Origin of the sequence: Marinicellulosiphila megalodicopiae (assembly GCF_045862395.1) — a bacterium.
In the GTDB taxonomy this organism is placed as follows: Bacteria; Pseudomonadota; Gammaproteobacteria; order Pseudomonadales; family Natronospirillaceae; genus Marinicellulosiphila; species Marinicellulosiphila megalodicopiae.
The window spans coordinates 2,816,987-2,834,308 of sequence record NZ_AP023087.1 but is presented as its reverse complement, the minus strand read 5'-3'; the positions used below and the strand labels follow the sequence as shown (position 1 = coordinate 2,834,308).

Here is a 17,322-nt window from a genome sequence, read left to right as displayed (position 1 = left end):
AAAAAACGCTTGCGTTTATTTTTAATAAAAGTATTATACGCGCTCTCTTGATTGAGGGTCGTTAGCTCAGTTGGTAGAGCAGTTGGCTTTTAACCAATTGGTCGCTGGTTCGAATCCAGCACGACCCACCACTTCAAGAGTCGCTTCATTAAGTAAGCAAAGAAATAACATGTTTTAAGGGTCGTTAGCTCAGTTGGTAGAGCAGTTGGCTTTTAACCAATTGGTCGCTGGTTCGAATCCAGCACGACCCACCACTTAAACATGAATAATTAGAAGATAGCCTAGGCTGTCTTTTTTTTCATCTGTCACTTTTACTTTGAGCAAATAAAGGCTAGGTTATGACTGAATCAAGAATCGATTTTGAAGTCCCGGTTACTGCGCAATCTGCGCATATGGATAAAGCCACCAAAGAAGCGTACTTCGCTGATATCCAAGCTTTGCTAAAAGAAAAGAATGCCGTGTTAGTTGCGCATTATTATACCGATGCATTGGTTCAGGAAATTGCTGAAAAAAGCGGTGGGTTTATAGGGGACTCCCTAGAAATGGCACGCTTTGGAGCTAATACTGATGCGGACTTGATTGTTGTAGCTGGTGTGCGTTTTATGGGTGAAACCGCTAAAATCTTAGCGCCAAACAAAACCGTTGTGATGCCAACGTTAGAGGCAACTTGTTCGTTGGATTTGGGTTGCCCTGTTGATGAATTTACAAAGTTTTGTGAGCAGCATCCAGATCGTGAAGTGGTGGTGTATGCCAATACTTCAGCAGAAGTAAAGGCGGTTGCAGATTGGGTGGTCACTTCAAGTATTGCAGTGGATTTGATTGATCATTTGGATGCACAGGGTAAAAAAATCATCTGGGGGCCAGATAAACATTTGGGTGGGTATGTGCAAAAGCAAACCGGTGCCGATATGTTGTTGTGGGATGCCAGTTGTATTGTACATGAAGAATTTAAGGCTAAGGGTATTTTGGATATGAAAGCAATGTATCCTGATGCGGCAATTTTAGTGCATCCTGAATCCCCTGATTCTGTTGTGCAAATTGCAGATGTGGTAGGTTCAACCACGCAATTAATTAAAGCTTCGCAATCATTACCGAATCAGCAATTTATTGTTGCAACCGATCGTGGTATTTTTTATAAAATGCAGCAGTTGTCTCCACAAAAATCTTTTATAGAAGCTCCAACAGGCGGGGCTGGATCTTCATGTAAAAGTTGCGCCCATTGTCCTTGGATGGCAATGAATACCTTAGAGAATTTAAAACAAGCGTTGATTGATCCAACCGATATCGTAGAGGTTGATATCGAAATTGCAAACAAGGCAATGATTCCATTAAATAGAATGCTTGAGTTTGCTAAATAGGCTTTAATCAAGGGTTAAAACAGTTCGATATCATCTGAGGGGGTTTCTTGTTCCTCAATTTGTATGCATAGATTTTCATTAATAATTTTATGCTGATCTTTATTTATCCGCTCTAAAAGAATGGCGACTTTTTGTAAAGATTCTTGAATACACCCTCCTTGTTTCATGGTCTCACTTAGTGCCTCGGATGAAATTTCCACTCTGTCTAAAATCACTTTTTCTTGATCTTCTTCTAATCCTAGACTGTTAAATTGCGTCGATAAGTCAATATTTAGTTTGCTCATAACGTTTGCTAAATCTTGCTGATTTTGTATAAAAAGTTCACTTGCCTTATTTAATGTAATTTGAACGGCTGAAACAACTTTTCCCAAGGCTTCGTTTTGTTTTTTAAATGCTTGTTCGGCACTGATGATTTTTAATTTTGCGTCGATGGCTTCTAGTAAAAAAGGAATTTCATCTTTTATTCTTCCGTATTTATTTCTATCATCAAGGGGCATATTTTTAATTAATAGTGATACTCTTGGGTAGTTAATTTGTGTTCTGCAGCCAAAATCAATAATGCGATTACCAGCATGCATCATGCCTATAAGTTCTTTTTCAAGTGGTGCGACAATATCAGTCTGGTTTGAGTAAAAGTGGTGAGTGTTTTTGTGATTAAACATCACGCTGGCATTAAGTCCGAGTTCTTGTAATAGCTGGTTGAGTTCAAGTGCTAACATGTCAATCGAAGAGATTTGAAATGTACGTTTAATGAAGCGGACAATTTTGCCAAGATTGGCGCTTGAACTCATGGCTTCTAAAGTGGTTTTAGTGGCTTCTACGATATCGGTTTTTAATTCACTGTGGTGATGAATGTATTCGCTGATTTTTGCAAGTTTAGCTAATAAAAATTCTTTACTGCAAGGCTTAACTAAATAATCATCGCCACCCACTTCAAAGCCAAGAATCCTTTCTCGCATAGAGCTTTTTGAAGATAAAAAGATAACCGGAATGTCTTTTGTATCAGGGTTTTGTTTTAGGGTGTCGCATACTTCATAGCCATTTTGTCCTGGCATTTCAACATCCAGTAAAATAATGTCTGGCTTGGTTTGTTTGATTTGTTCATAAGCCTGACCTCCATCCCCAGCAACCGCAATGGAATAGCTATCATTTAGATATTTGGTGAGCACGTTTTGAATGAACTTATCATCATCCACAATGAGTATTTTATTCGGCATAGTTTTAATGGTGCGTAATAATTATATTTATAGGTTAGCAAAAATGTGAAATATGGTATGAAATTGAATGATAAATTTAAGGTGATTGGTATTTTTTTGTAAACATCTGTACAATCGCGCGCTAAGTTGCGGTTTAAGTAATTTAAATTTAAGCCTTACTTGACGCGATGAATACATCAAATGGTCTATTCGCGCATTTTGAAATCAAGTTAATTGGGGATGCTTTGCATTCTAACAACCTATAAAAGAGAGCATAAAAATGGCTAGTATTAGTTTTAAAAATGTCGTAAAAAGTTACGGCGATGTAAATATTATTAAAGGTCTGGATCTTGAGATTGCAGATAAAGAATTCGTAGTTTTAGTTGGCCCATCTGGTTGTGGTAAATCAACAACGCTACGTATGATTGCTGGCCTAGAAGACATCACTAGCGGTAAATTATTAATTGGTGATCGTGTTGTAAACAACGTTCACCCTAAAGAGCGTGACGTAGCGATGGTTTTCCAATCATACGCACTTTACCCTCACATGACCGTTGCTGAAAACATCGCGTTTGGTTTGAAGCTACGTAAAATGCCAAAAGCTGAAATTAAAAAATTAGTTGATGATGCGGCAGATAACTTAGGTTTGGGCCATTTATTAGAGCGTAAGCCTAAAGATCTTTCTGGTGGTCAGCGTCAGCGTGTTGCACTAGGTCGTGCGATCGTTCGTAAGCCTTCTGTATTCTTGTTTGATGAGCCTTTATCAAACCTTGATGCTGAATTACGTGTTCACATGCGTGCAGAAATTGGTAAATTGCAAAAACGTTTAGGTGTAACAGCGGTATACGTTACCCATGACCAAGTAGAAGCAATGACAATGGGTGATCGTATTTGTGTACTTCACAAAGGTGAATTGCAACAAGTGGGTACGCCATTAGAATTATATGATACGCCTTGTAACGTATTTATTGGTGGTTTCATTGGTACGCCAAATATGAACTTTATTACAATCAAAGTTTCTGATGATGGCGCTTCGTTCACATCTGATGTGTTTTCTGGCCAAATTCCTGCTGCATGGGCTCAAGCAGCTGCTGCTAAGAAAGGTCAAGATATAATCGTTGGATACCGTCCTGAAGATGTACGTGCTGAAGATGAACAAAAATGTGCTAACCGCGCATCATTTGGTGGTGAGATCGACATCGTTGAGACCTTAGGTCACGAAGTGGTTGTATACATGAATGTTCCTGGTCATAAAGAAAAAATCACTGGTAAAATGGATCCGCATAAAGTGCCGCGTTCAGGTGATAAAATGACGTTTGCATTAGATTTAGATAAGTTGCACATGTTTGATTCTGAGACTAAAAAGCGTCTTTAATCATTTGATGTAATTAAAAAACGCACCCTAGGGTGCGTTTTTTTTGCCTGAAAATTGAGGGTGCTCTTAGTTTTTAGTTGGGAGTGTCCATTTCTTGCCCATTTCAAAATCAAATTCAGTTGGGGTGAATTTTCCTCTGCCACGAGCAGGGTAATTGGTTAATTCACCAAAAAATATTTTATCTCCAAGGGAATAAAAGTCGACGCGAATATAATCAAAAGGTTTGGATAAAATAGTTGCAAGCTTTAACATTTTTTCCAAATTTTGTGGTTTTGCAACGCTGCTTCCTCGTTTTCGTTTCCAGCTTACATCCAGTAATTCCCAGTTGGGCGTGAATAACGTTCGGTTAAAATTCTCAAAACGTTCATTATCTACTTGAATAAACGCACATTGCCCATTGATCATACTGAATTTATAATCAGGAGGTACATTTCCCGATTCGTCTTTAAGAAGCTGTTCCACTATTATTTTTCTTGGGATTTGATCGTAGGCCCATTCGTGACTTCTTGTTCCATATAGTTGAGTTAACCATTTTTTAGCGATTATTTTAAATTCGTCAACATTAAGAGTGTCACCATCTTTAATAATGATATTGTTACTTGATCCATGGTTAGATTTAATGACATATTCATTGGGTAATGATTTAAAGTTAATTCCATTTGGGGTATCTGCGACCGCTAATAATGGAATTAAAATTTCGTCGGCTAGTTGTTTTCCAAGTACTTCTTTTATGTAGCCTCTTACTTTATATTTGTCGGCAATGATGGGTAGTAATGGGTTTCTATCATAAATTTTTTTATGACATATTTTTTCATTAAATGATTTTGGATTGTTTAAATTTAGAGGGTAGTCGTGTGCCTTTAAAAAGCGTTTTTTCTCCCTCGGGAAACCCAATAGTCGATCAAGTTTTGCAACAAGTTGCTCTTCGTATTTTCGTAATAAGGATTTCACGTCATTGCCTTTTAAGGTGGTAAAGTTTAGTGAGTATTGTGCCATATCAAATTGGCTTTAAAAAATAAAAAAAAGACCAATCATTTGATTGGTCTTTTTTGGTGTGATTGTATTTTTATTTGTAATCGTTTTTGATTAATTCAAATAGAAATCCCATAGGGTGTGGAATCGATTGTTTGGATTCACGTTTTATTTGGCTGCGACAAGAATAGCCAGTTGCCATTAATTTGTTTTTGTTAGATTCGTTTTCGACAACGACTTGCCAAGATTGTGTGTAGATTTTTTTAGACAGTGCGACGTTTTTACTTTCGTGTCCAAATGTGCCAGACATGCCGCAACAACCCACATTTAAAATCTCTAATTGATAGCCTAATTTTTCATAGATTGCTTGCCATTTAACCAATGTGCCTGCAGCGTTAGTTGCTTCGGTACAATGCGCTAATAAATAATAAGTATCGGCTTTTGGTTTTTGTCCATTAATTAGGTGCAAATTATCACCTAGCCATTCTTGAATTAATTGAACGTTAGCCATGTTTTCATTTGGAAGCGCTTTTAAGTATTCATTGCGGTATGTAAGTGTCATTGATGGATCCATGCCGATTAATGGCACGCCAAATGATTCAATTTTTTTCAATTTTTTATGGGTTTTTAACGCGATCTTTTTAAAGCCTGTGAAAAAACCATGGACATGCATGGCTTTTCCGTTTGGAGAATAAGGCATGATCATTGGATTTAAGCCAAGCTTTTTTAAGCATTTTAATAAACCGTTTACACTATCGGCATCAAAATAACTGGTAAAAGCATCTTGAACTAAAATAACACTTTTACTTTTTTGCTCTTCAGATAACTTATTCAAATTAAGTTCGGTAGCAAATACAACCTGAGATCTTCGCATCGCACGTTTTAATGTTTTAGTGGAAATTAATGGGCTGTCCACCATGCCTGCAATATTTTTAAGTGCCCAGGTGCTGATAGGATTACCAAGAAAAAAGTTACTGGTTCTAGGCATTTTGGCCATCAATGGTGCAAATAAATCCGACGCCACAATAAAATAATCTTTTAATGGACGCAGATATCGGCTGTAATACACTTCGTAAAAACGCGCACGCGCTTCTGGAATATCTACTTTAATTGGGCATTGTCCCGCGCAAGATTTACAAGCTAAACAGTTAGACATGCTGTCCATTACTTCATGGTTAAAATCGTATTTAGGGCTTAATGTATGCATCATTTTTGAGAAAAAAGCGACAGGTGCGAATTGACGTTTAGCTTGAAAAGATAACTCATCAGCACTTGTGTCTTTTTCATCTAACAAACGAAGCCATTCACGAATTAATGATGATCTCCCTTTAGGTGAGAAACGTCTGTCGCGTGTGGCTTTATAAGATGGACACATACGATCATTTAAATCGTAATTAAAACAAGCACCATTACCGTTACAGTTTAAAACATCATCATAGTTGTTCCATTGCTGTACAGGAATTTGGTTATCTAGTTCCCCTCGTGTTTGCACTTCATCAATTTTACTTAATTCCCAAATCTCGACACCATCGTCGGTTTTTAATGGCGTTGGTGTTGCAATCTTGCCTGGGTTTAATTGATTGCGCGGATCAAACGCGGCTTTAATTTCTTGTAGGCTAGGGTACAGCTCACCAAAAAATTCAGGAGAAAATTCACTGCGCACGCCTTTACCGTGTTCGCCCCATAAAAGACCATTATATTTTTTAACTAAACTCACAACTTGCTCGGTAATCACGCGAACCATTTTGGCTTGTTCAGTATCTTTCATATCAATAGCGGGGCGTACATGTAAAACACCTGCATCAACATGACCAAACATGCCATAAGTTAAATTATAACTGTCTAGTACTTTTCTAAACTCCATAATGAAGTCTGCTAAATTTTCAGGAGGCACGGCCGTGTCTTCAACAAATGGAATCGGTCTTGCGCTGCCTTTTGCATTACCTAATAAGCCCACTGCTTTTTTGCGCATGGCCCATATTTTTTTAACGCTGTCTGTGCCCATTACGGATTGTGAAGCTATGTTCTTTTTTGGCTGACCTTGTTCATTATTAAGATGTGCTAATAGTTTTTCAATTTTGGCTTCTAAATCTTCAAGGCTGTCTGATGTGTATTCAATTAAATTAATGCCTTCTACGGATTGATCTTTTGGTTCAGGAAAAAATGTTGAAACAGAATGCCAAACGATATCGTTTTTAGCTAAGCCTAATACTCGTGAATCCACGGTTTCAATGGAGGTTGGCTCAAACGCCATTAGGCTTTGTGCGTCGCGCATTGAGTTTTCAAAGCTGTCATAGCAAACGTTTACTAACGCAGAGAACTTCGGAATCGGTAATACATTGATTTTTGCAGTGACAATAAAGCCTAATGTGCCTTCGCTTCCGCATAAAATATTGTTTAGGTTAAATTGATTTTGCTCATCTTTAATATGCGCCAAATCATAACCCGTTAAACAGCGGTTTAAAGGAGGGAATTTGGCTTTGATTAATTCTTTTTTATCGTTGTAAATATCATTGACGGTTTTGTAAATGTTTGCTTCGCGAGAATCATGTGACAGAGTGATATTTAATTGAGTGTCATCAATATTTCTAGAATGAATGAGTGAACCATCCAATAAAACCGTTGAAAGTTCAAGCACGTGATCACGGGTTTTGCCGTACATAACCGAGCCTTGACCAGATGCGTCAGTATTAATCATGCCACCAATGGTTGCGCGATTACTTGTCGATAATTCAGGGGCAAAGAATAATCCGTGTTTTTTTAGCTCTTGGTTTAACTGGTCTTTAACAACGCCTGTTTCAACAATGGCGTAACCTTCGTCTGCATTAATTTCAATAATACTATTCATATGACGAGACAAATCCACCACCACGCCGTCTGTTAAAGACTGTCCGTTGGTGCCGGTTCCGCCGCCGCGAGGGCTAAGTTTAACCTTGTGAAATTCTGATTGGTTACTGATCGAACAGACTATTTGAATATCTTGAGTGGATTTTGGGTAGATAATGGCCTGTGGCAATACTTGATAAATAGAATTATCGGTAGAAAGTACGGTACGTGTAGAGTATTGCGTGGATAATTCACCTTTAAAGCCTTGGGCTTTAACAGCATCAATAAACGCTAAATATAAACTTTGTACAACATTAAGATCATCTAAACGAGGAAGCATATCTCACACTCAAAATAAAAATAGTGGCGTATTATAGTGCTTTTTTGTATGAAATTCCCCTTTCTTAATACAATTCAACTTATTATTTGTTTGGGGCAGCTTTGTTTCAATTAAAGGGCTAGAATCTGTATAATAGCGCCATTTTTTAGTCAATTTTTAAAGAAGCTTCGTATGTCATTATCCAAGAAAAATATCAAATCATCTTTTAGTGCCGTTACCTATCAGCGTGGTAAGCGTTATTACGAAGAAGGGATGGTGTTTAATGTCCATAGTAATCAAAGTTTTGGTGATGTTGATTTAGTGTTTGGCGTTGCAAAGGGCAGCCATAATGAACGATATGATGTCGAAGCTTGGATAGATGGTGGAGAGTTTGTTACAGAATGTAGCTGCCCTGTATCAAATCAATGTAAACATGGTGTCGCGTTAATATTAGAGGCGTTTGATGATGGCTTATATAAAGAACCCGCGAAAATTAAGCGCATACCAGCTGTTAAAAAATCTGAAATGCAGGCTTGGATCGACAAATTAGAATCCAATCAGCTTTTGGCTAAATCCGATGATACGGATTTAACTGACAAAGAATTTTTAGTCTATTTGGTTTCCCATGAATATGACACATTGCAAGTGTCCGTTAGAAAAACAAAATACAATAAAAAAGGAGAAATCAATAAGGGAGCGTTGGTGAATTTACATTCGATACATCGTTCGGTGTCTTATAATGGTCAGGATGACTATGTTTCTAAAATGGATAGTGCCATATTTTCTGATATGTTTTTCTCGTGGGACGATTCTAATACGCAATATGAAATAGATAACGCGGCAAGTGTGCAAATTTTAATTAAAATGATTGAAACAGGCCGTTGTTATTTTGAGACTGCTGAAGGTGAGTGTTTTGAAAAAATGTCAGATCAACAGACTCTGGAATTTAATTGGACAGAAATCAAATCCAATAAAACCGATGCTTTTAAGTTAGAAGTGTTAATGAATGGGCGCTCAGATTTTATAGTATTACCTTCATCCCCTTTGTATTATTTAAATGTAAATACCTTGCAAATCGGTCAAATTGATACGGATTTAAATGAGCAACTATTGATGCATTTAACCGAATTGCCCGCCATCAAAAAACAAGATGCTCAACAATTTTCAATGTGGTTATTTGATAATAACCTGCCGATACCCACTCCGGTAGATTTAAATGTTATTGAAATTAAAGGTGTGTTTCAGCCTGTATTTGAAGTGTGTTTTGATGAAAAGACCAACTTTTATTACGGAAAATTTCATTATCAATACGGTGAGTTTATGGTTGAGCACGATCAATACGAAGCTAAAAATCCCACGGTTTTTAATATTGATAATCAAATGCATCGCTGGCAACGAGATTTAAATGCAGAAAAAAACGCGCGTTTATTACTTAAACAATGCGGCTTGTTTTTACAATACAAAGCCATTAATGGCGGTGCGAATGTGTTTACCTCAGACGATCCATTTTTCTGGGTAGAATTTAAATTAGCCGTTCAAGTGAATCTAGAGCATCACGGTTGGCGTGTTGAGTTAAATGAGCTTAAATTGCCGCAAATTCATGAGATTGAACATGTTGAAGGTAATGTCATTGGTGAAGAATCTGAGTATGACAATTGGTTTGAACTTGGATTATCCGTCACATTAAATAATGAAAAAATCGATTTGGTGCCGTTGTTAATTGATGGGCTTGCGCATATTGAAGATTGGGAAAATTTACCTGACAAAATCTTGGTGCCCAATAAAGGCGATTTTTTAAAGTTTAACAAAAAAGACGTACAACCCATTATTCGCATATTAAGTCAGCTTGCTAATAAAGACGGTAAAATAGGGCGTTATCATGCGGATGTGTTAAACCATATTCCTTTTGTCGATACTTGGTCTGGCGATAAAAAAATTAAAAGTTTGGCCAAAAAATTAGGAAATTATAAAGGCATTAAAACCATTAAATCCCCAAAAGGGTTAAACGCTGAATTACGTGATTATCAACAACAGGGTTTAAATTGGTTAGGTTTTTTACAAGAGTATGGTTTTGGCGGAATTTTAGCGGACGATATGGGTTTGGGTAAAACCATTCAAGCGTTGTCGATGATGCAAGTATTATTTAATCGCAAAAAAATAACGCAGCCTATGATCGTTGTCTGTCCCACAAGTTTAGTGGGCAATTGGCGAAGCGAAGCGGCTAAGTTTGCACCTAAGCTTAAGGTGTTTGTGTTACATGGATCAAAACGCCACGAACATTTTGAAAGCATTAATGACTATCATTTAATTATTACCACTTACCCATTGATTCAACGTGATATAGACATCCATAAACAACACAATTGGTTATGGATTATTTTAGATGAAGCGCAGGTGATTAAAAATCCAAAAGCCAAAATGACCCAAGCGATCAAAGAATTAAAAGGCAAACATCGATTATGTTTAACTGGCACCCCAATGGAAAATCATTTGGGTGAGTTGTGGTCGTTATTTGATTTTTTAATGCCAGGATTTTTAAATAATCATAAAGGCTTTACTGATTTATACCGTAAACCCATTGAGGCAGGCGATGCGTATGCCCAGCAATGGTTAAATGATCGAGTAAAACCGTTTTTATTGCGCCGAACCAAAGATGCCGTTGCCACTGAATTGCCAGGTAAAACTGAAATTATTCAGAATTTAGAAATGCCAACGGATCAGCGTAAATTATACGAAAGTATTCGGGTCACCATGGAAAAACGCGTACGCCAATTGTTAAAAGAAAAAGGCATCGCAAAAAGTCAGATAGAATTTTTAGATGCATTATTAAAATTACGTCAAGCCTGTTGTCATCCTGCATTGGTCAAATTAGATGAAGCTAAAAAAGTCAAACACAGCGCCAAGCTTGATTTTTTATTAGAAGTATTGCCAGAGATGTTAGAAGAGGGCAGAAAAGTATTAATATTTTCTCAATTTGCCCAAATGCTCACTATTATAGAAGACACCCTTAACAAGCATAAAATCAAAACAACCAAGTTGACGGGGCAGACACGAAAGCGCGAAGAGGTAATCAATCGATTTACCAGTGGCGAAGTGGACGTGTTTTTAATTTCATTAAAAGCAGGGGGGGTTGGTCTAAATTTAACCCAGGCAGATACGGTGATACATTTTGATCCTTGGTGGAATCCTGCGGCTGAAAACCAAGCTACGGACAGAGCCTATCGAATTGGGCAAGACAAGCCTGTTTTTGTATATAAATTAGTGACTCAAAATAGCATTGAAGAACGGGTATTAGAATTACAAAAGAAAAAACAAGCCATGGCCGATGCCGTGTATGAAGGCAAATCCGATGCGCAATTAGGTAAAATGGACAGCAATCAATTATTGTCTTTATTTGGTATTGAAAAGTAAAAAAGTGTTTGATTTCCCATACATGTATTGATTTTAAAAAATATTAAAAAACAACTTGAAAATAATGATTATTGCAATATTTATAAGGAAACTTTTTATTGTAATAAAAGTCGATAAAAAAGTTTTGAGGGCAATCTAGCCCCTTAAACATTTCGAATAAATTTATTGGAGGTTTTTTATGCGTACGCATTTTAAGATTTTATTAGCATGTGTCTTAACGGGCATGCTGGTTTTACCAGCCATGTCCAAATCATTAGTATCAGGGTTGCCTGATTTCACCAAGCTTGTCGAAGCCACCTCATCCAGTGTGGTAAAAATTACAACCAAAACCAATCGTACCGAGCGTTCAATGCGCGAAAAAGAAATATTGCGATATTTCTATGGGGATCGTTTTTCTGAAAATATAGATGAGCCTGTTCAGTCTGGCATTGGTTCAGGGTTTATCGTGTCCCAAGATGGTTATATTTTGACCAATGATCACGTTGCGGCTAACTCCGATGAAATTGAAGTAAAGCTAAATGATGGTCGGGTGTTTATTGCAAAATTGATTGGCACAGATAGCGAAAGTGATGTGGCAGTTTTAAAAATTGAAGCGCAAAACCTACCAGCTTTAACCTTGGCTGATTCCGATCAATTAAAAGTAGGTGAGTGGGTCTTAGCAATTGGCTCACCGTTTGATTTTGACTATTCGGTTACCGCCGGGATCGTCAGTGCAAAAGGGCGATCATTACCAGGAAGTGAGCGCTTTGTGCCGTTTATTCAAACGGATGTCGCAATTAACCCAGGAAACTCAGGTGGGCCATTGTTTAATATGAATGGTGAAGTGGTGGGAATAAACTCGCAAATTTATTCAAGAAGCGGTGGATTTATGGGGTTAAGTTTTGCAATCCCTTCTAATGTTGCGTTGAATGTTATGGATCAATTAAAAGACGGCGGAACTGTTAAGCGGGGTTGGTTAGGAATTCAAATGGAGCCTAGTTTTAATGAAGATCCGCAATTAGCCAAATCCTTAGGCGCGTTAAATAACAATGGTGCGCTTGTAAATCGTGTGGCATTAAACAGTCCAGCAGAGCAAGCAGGTTTAAAAGCGGGGGATATTATTACGCATTTTAACGGCGAGATTTTGAAGAAATTTAGCAATTTATCGCCGCTGGTATCATCATTAAAGCCAGGTACCACCATAGAATTAACAGTATTACGCGCAGGGCAAACTTTAAATTTAGATGTGATATTAGGTGATCAAGAAAACATTCAATTATTTGCAGGCAGCGCAAGTAATAGCAATATCTTAGGGATAACTGTTCGAGATTTAAACAAGCAAGAAAGACAGCTTTTATCAAGAAATGAAGTGGGCGTGGTTGTGGATCAAGTGCTGGCTCAAAGTATTCGACAATCTGGAATCGAAACAGGTGACATCATTACAATGGTGGCAGGAAAAAATGTCAGTACATCAGAGCAATTTAATAAAGCAGTTTCTAATATCAAACCCTCTCAACGAGTAGCAATGCGGGTTATTCGTGGTCGTGAAGTGTTTTTTGTAGTGATTAAAGTCGAGTAACGATTCTACTGATAGTAAAATAAAAATTTCAGACGGTATATTAAAACTTACAAGGACGTGGGTTTTTATAACGAAAAATGAATTGTAACTGTTATTTACTGACTGCTTAATATGGAATTTTCAATGTGTTTTCCGGTTGAGCGAAACTTCACCTACCAGCTTATGAAAATTGTTAGTTTGCCAATAATGTCACTTTATTGTCTGAGTGTGGGCAAGTCTATGTAACTATACAGATCAAATGTAAAAATGATTTGATAACTTTGTACTTAAAATAATCACTTAAAATTACTTTATTTTTCTTAGTGTCTATGTCAAAAGTAAGACGCGACCCCTAAATGCGACCCCTAAATGAGAAAGATAGTGAAAAGCCTGAATCAATATTTTTGATTTGGGTTTTTTTTGCTGTGAGAAATAGATCAGGTTTTGTAGGTTCGGGATTCATTCCGAAAAAACTAAATTGTGTTTTTATAGGGTTCAATATTAAGTATAAGACAATCCCCATATTATTAGTAAAATAGAATAAAACGAGGGCTTGCCCCTCAATGTTTAAAGCTAAAGTGGATGTCACTTTTGGTCTTTGATATTCACCAATTGCCACAAGTCGTAAACTTTGAATTGCCAAATGTAGCAGAAGACTATGTACACAGAATTGGCCGCACGGGTCGTGCTGGACACAAAGGTAATGCGGTGTCGTTAGTGTGTAATGATGAGTTTAAAGACTTAGCTGGCATAGAAAAACTGATTCAAGAAGTGATTGAGCGCGAAGAAGTAGAAGGATTTAAACCACAAAATCCATTGGCGAATTCAACCCCGTCAAACAAACCGAAAAAGCCGAAAAAACCAAGAAATCCTCGTACGTTTGCGAAAAAACCAAAACAAGATTAAAAAGTGATAACTTGAGGCTTTGGGCCTGAAGCTTGAAGTTTAAAAACAGTTACTGAAAAGCCTGAATCGATTTTTGATTTGGGCTTTTTTTTGTCTTTAAGAACTGATTAATTATTTGTAATTGATTTTGTTGGTTGGGCTTTAGCCGAGCAATGTCGAAAATTGAGTAGTTAGTTTTTAATGGGTGTTAAAACACATAGAAATTACAAAAGTGGGTGTCACTTTTGGTTCTCCTTTTGGTTCCACTTTTGGTTCTCTTTTGGTTCCAAAATCAAGGGGCTAAAGCTTATTTAATTCACTTGCATAGGGGGGGCGGATAATAATCGTGGTTCTGAAGGTTGCTTTACCATTATGAATAGTCAGTGGGATTCATTTATTGGTAGTATCCCTAAACCAAGAGCTGGTAAAGTAAGAATACCATTTCCTATTGAACAGCATAGTTATTCAAATTAAAAAGAGGTAGTTCTATTATGAAAAAATTACTAATAATTATTGTATTGTTGATGAACTTTAATATTTCTTATGGCGATCAGTATATTGAAGGTGAACAAGAGCATTTTTCAGATACTCCGTTGGATGCTGATCAGTTATTGCTTAAGTATATTAATTCAGACTCAATATTTTTATTAATTGATAAATCAAAATATAATGAAGCTTACTGGGCTGCAAAGTATTTAAATGAATATGATGGTGGGGAATCAGCTAGTTATGTTTATTTACAAGCAATTGCAGCAATAAAATTAAATATTTGTGTAAAATCAATATATGAATCACTATCAAGGCCGTTAACTTCAAGAAATATGGATGAAATATTTCTGGGGAACTCAATTAGATCACTTATTAAAATGGACTCTGAAAATTGTATGAGATTTAGTGATTATCTACCTGCCAGTAATCTAGAAAATTTAATAAATTTAATTAATGATTATGAAAATAATAATGTGATAAAACTTAAATATTTAGAGAGTGAATTGAAATTAATATTTGATAAATCTACATATACTGAATATGAAAGTATACAGGGATATATTAAATTGTATGATGATTTTGGTATGCCGATTTATAAGTAGCAAAAAAAGAAGTAGTTAGGAGTACCGAGGTGTCAGGCTTGAATGGTACTAAGTTACAAATACCGCGGGGTCAGGTCGTACGCCGTTACCGGCAATATATCTAGCGGGTTAAAGTCCCGTCTTAGAACGCAACTTAGACATCGCAACTTAGACATACAAGATAATCAAATTCTAACCAAGTAAAAACCTAATACTGCATATCAATATAATATTTTTTCAAATTTATGGATTTTACCCTAGTGTCTTTTTTTAGACAGTCACAGTGTAAGGCTATGGAAGTTTGTGGTGCTGCGAGGCGAATATTAGAAGAAAATATCAGATCAATTAAATCAAAGGGATCAGGCCTGAATGGCACTGCATTAAGCTTTACCTTGACGTTCATCAGGCCCCAAGCGCCAATAAATTTAAAACCTATCCCAGCGCTTCTTCTTTTTCATCCAACGTCTCTTGCGCTAACATCCAATTCTCTTCAGCTTCATTTAACTGTTGCGTAGAGCTTGCTTGCTCACTCAATAATTTCTTAAGTTTGTCTTTATTAGAATCATCATACAATTCACTGTCACCCAGCTGTTCTTCAATTTCAGCCAATTTTGCTTCTAGTTTTTCAACTTGTTTTTCAAATTTTTCTACTTCTTTTTTAAACGGTTGCAGTACTTGGCGGCGTTGTGCGTCTAGGCGTTTTTGATCTTTTTTATTAATTACAGGTTCATCCGTTGAGTCTGTATTAACTTGTGTTTGGCTAATTTGTGCTTGGTCTTTTAGCTTGTGGTAATCCTCTAATGTACCATCAAATTTCTCAAGTATTTGATCGTGTACATGCCAAAATTCATCGACGCTGTTTTTTAGCAAATGACGATCATGGGAAATAATCACCACGGCGCCTTCGTAGTTTTGTAACGCTAAGGTTAATGCGTGTCTAATTTCTAAATCTAAATGGTTGGTGGGCTCATCGAGTAATAATAAATTCGGTGCGCGATAGGATATACGTGATAACGCCAAACGTGCTTTTTCGCCACCGGAGAAGTTTTTGATTTCTTTATCAACGTCATCGCCTTTAAATCCATAACCGCCTAAAAAGTTACGTAATGCTTGTTCACTGGCATCGGGGAAATCTCGTTGTAAATGCAAAAGCGGCGAGGCGGTGACGTCTAAATCTTCTAATTGATGCTGAGCGAAGTATCCGATTTTTAAATGCAAGCCGTGAGTGATTTTGCCCGATATCGGTTGAATCTGATCGGTTAGTGTTTTGATTAATGTCGATTTACCTGACCCATTCACACCCAAGATACCAATACGTTGGTTAGGCTCAATGCTGACGTTGACCTGTTTGATCACCGGTGCGTCTTTTGAATAACCAATGTCGATTTTGTCTAAATTAATTAACGGCGTAGATTGTTTGTCGTGACAGAAAAACTCAAATGAAAATTGACCATCAATGTGCGCAGGGGCAATCATTTGCATGCGCTCTAATTCTTTAATACGCGATTGCGCTTGTTTGGCTTTACTGGCCTTGGCTTTAAAGCGCGTAATGAAACTTTCAATGTGCTTGATTTGGTCTTGTTGTTTGCTGAATGCTTGTTGTCTTTGTGCAAGACGCTCCGCTTTAGCGCGTTCAAAAGCAGAGTAGTTGCCTTTGTAACTTAATAATTCTTCGTCTTCAAAACTTAAAATTTGGTCTGCTACCGCATCAATAAAATCTCGGTCATGAGATACAAATACCAACGTGCCATCAAACTGTGTTAACCATTTTTCTAACCAGTAACAGGCTTCAATATCTAAATGGTTGGTTGGCTCATCAAGTAGCATTAAGTCGCATGGGCAAATAAGGGCGCGGGCTAGGTTTAAACGCACTTGCCAACCACCTGAGAACGAGCTGACGGTATTGTTGACTTCATCGGCGCTAAAACCCAAACCATGCAGTAATTTTTCGGCTTGAAATTTAGCGTTGTATCCGCCGTATTCGTCCATTTTACTATGAGCGTTAGCTAGCGCGTGATCGTCTTTAGCGTTATCGATTTGATGTTGAATGGCTTTTAATTGTTCGTCGGCATCTAATACATATTCAATGGCCGTTAAGTTGCTGCCCGTGACTTCCTGTTGCATGTGGCTGATGCGCCAAGTCGATGGCATTGTAATTTCACCAGAGTCGGCTTGGTCTTGTTTGAGTAATAAACGAAATAAACTGGATTTACCGCACCCATTTTTACCAATAAGTGCGATCTTTTGACCGGGGAAAATCTGCGCATTGGCGTTGTTTAAAATGGACTTGGTGCCGCGGTGGTAAATTAACTGCTCAATACGAATCATAAACTGTGGCCAAAAAAAGGCGCATTATACGAAATTGAAGCCTTT

The 17,322-nt window shown here is 37.3% G+C and carries 10 protein-coding genes and 2 tRNA genes; 8 read left to right on the top strand and 4 right to left on the bottom strand.

Annotated elements, in window-relative coordinates:
* Window positions 1-55: 55 nt before the first annotated feature.
* The 3 genes from TYM08_RS12190 (at window position 56) to nadA (ending at window position 1,358) form a co-directional block, all read left to right on the top strand.
* A tRNA-Lys gene (locus tag TYM08_RS12190) sits at window positions 56-131 on the top strand.
* Between the two features lie 47 nt (window positions 132-178).
* Window positions 179-254: transfer RNA gene (locus TYM08_RS12185), tRNA-Lys, on the top strand.
* Window positions 255-392: 138 nt separating this feature from the next.
* Window positions 393-1,358, top strand: a complete 966-nt coding sequence (gene nadA, locus TYM08_RS12180) for a quinolinate synthase NadA (protein WP_422382834.1) — start codon at window positions 393-395, stop codon at window positions 1,356-1,358.
* Window positions 1,359-1,372: 14 nt separating this feature from the next.
* Here nadA and TYM08_RS12175 read toward each other — a convergent pair whose 3' ends face one another.
* Window positions 1,373-2,575, bottom strand: coding sequence for a response regulator (locus TYM08_RS12175; RefSeq protein WP_422379421.1), 1,203 nt, complete (start codon window positions 2,573-2,575; stop codon window positions 1,373-1,375).
* 259 nt (window positions 2,576-2,834) lie between these two features.
* On the opposite strand from TYM08_RS12175, the gene TYM08_RS12170 reads away from it, so the two are divergent.
* Window positions 2,835-3,929: an ABC transporter ATP-binding protein gene (locus tag TYM08_RS12170; RefSeq protein WP_422379420.1), complete on the top strand. Its 1,095-nt coding sequence runs from the start codon at window positions 2,835-2,837 to the stop codon at window positions 3,927-3,929.
* A gap of 66 nt (window positions 3,930-3,995) precedes the next feature.
* Here the strand turns inward: TYM08_RS12170 and TYM08_RS12165 are convergent, their stop codons facing one another.
* Complete coding sequence (locus TYM08_RS12165) at window positions 3,996-4,880, bottom strand: ATP-grasp fold amidoligase family protein (protein ID WP_422379419.1); 885 nt, start codon at window positions 4,878-4,880, stop codon at window positions 3,996-3,998.
* Between the two features lie 115 nt (window positions 4,881-4,995).
* The gene (ydiJ, locus tag TYM08_RS12160) at window positions 4,996-8,067 is read right to left on the bottom strand and encodes a D-2-hydroxyglutarate dehydrogenase YdiJ (protein WP_422379418.1); all 3,072 of its coding nucleotides are present in this window, start codon (window positions 8,065-8,067) and stop codon (window positions 4,996-4,998) included.
* 171 nt (window positions 8,068-8,238) lie between these two features.
* Here ydiJ and TYM08_RS12155 point away from each other — a divergent pair, with 171 nt between their 5' ends.
* The 4 genes from TYM08_RS12155 to TYM08_RS12140 all read left to right on the top strand — a co-directional run bounded on the left by TYM08_RS12155 (window position 8,239) and on the right by TYM08_RS12140 (window position 14,970).
* Window positions 8,239-11,457, top strand: a complete 3,219-nt coding sequence (locus tag TYM08_RS12155) for an SNF2-related protein (protein WP_422379417.1) — start codon at window positions 8,239-8,241, stop codon at window positions 11,455-11,457.
* Window positions 11,458-11,635: 178 nt separating this feature from the next.
* Window positions 11,636-13,015: a Do family serine endopeptidase gene (locus TYM08_RS12150; RefSeq protein WP_422379416.1), complete on the top strand. Its 1,380-nt coding sequence runs from the start codon at window positions 11,636-11,638 to the stop codon at window positions 13,013-13,015.
* 561 nt (window positions 13,016-13,576) lie between these two features.
* On the top strand, window positions 13,577-13,900 hold the full coding sequence (locus TYM08_RS12145) for a helicase-related protein (RefSeq protein ID WP_422379415.1): 324 nt from the start codon (window positions 13,577-13,579) through the stop codon (window positions 13,898-13,900).
* Window positions 13,901-14,370: 470 nt separating this feature from the next.
* A complete protein-coding gene (locus tag TYM08_RS12140) occupies window positions 14,371-14,970 on the top strand; it encodes a hypothetical protein (protein ID WP_422379414.1) in 600 nt (199 codons plus the stop codon).
* 411 nt (window positions 14,971-15,381) lie between these two features.
* On the opposite strand, the gene TYM08_RS12135 is transcribed toward TYM08_RS12140, so the two are convergent.
* Window positions 15,382-17,277: an ATP-binding cassette domain-containing protein gene (locus tag TYM08_RS12135; RefSeq protein ID WP_422379413.1), complete on the bottom strand. Its 1,896-nt coding sequence runs from the start codon at window positions 17,275-17,277 to the stop codon at window positions 15,382-15,384.
* Between the last annotated feature and the right edge of the window lie 45 nt (window positions 17,278-17,322).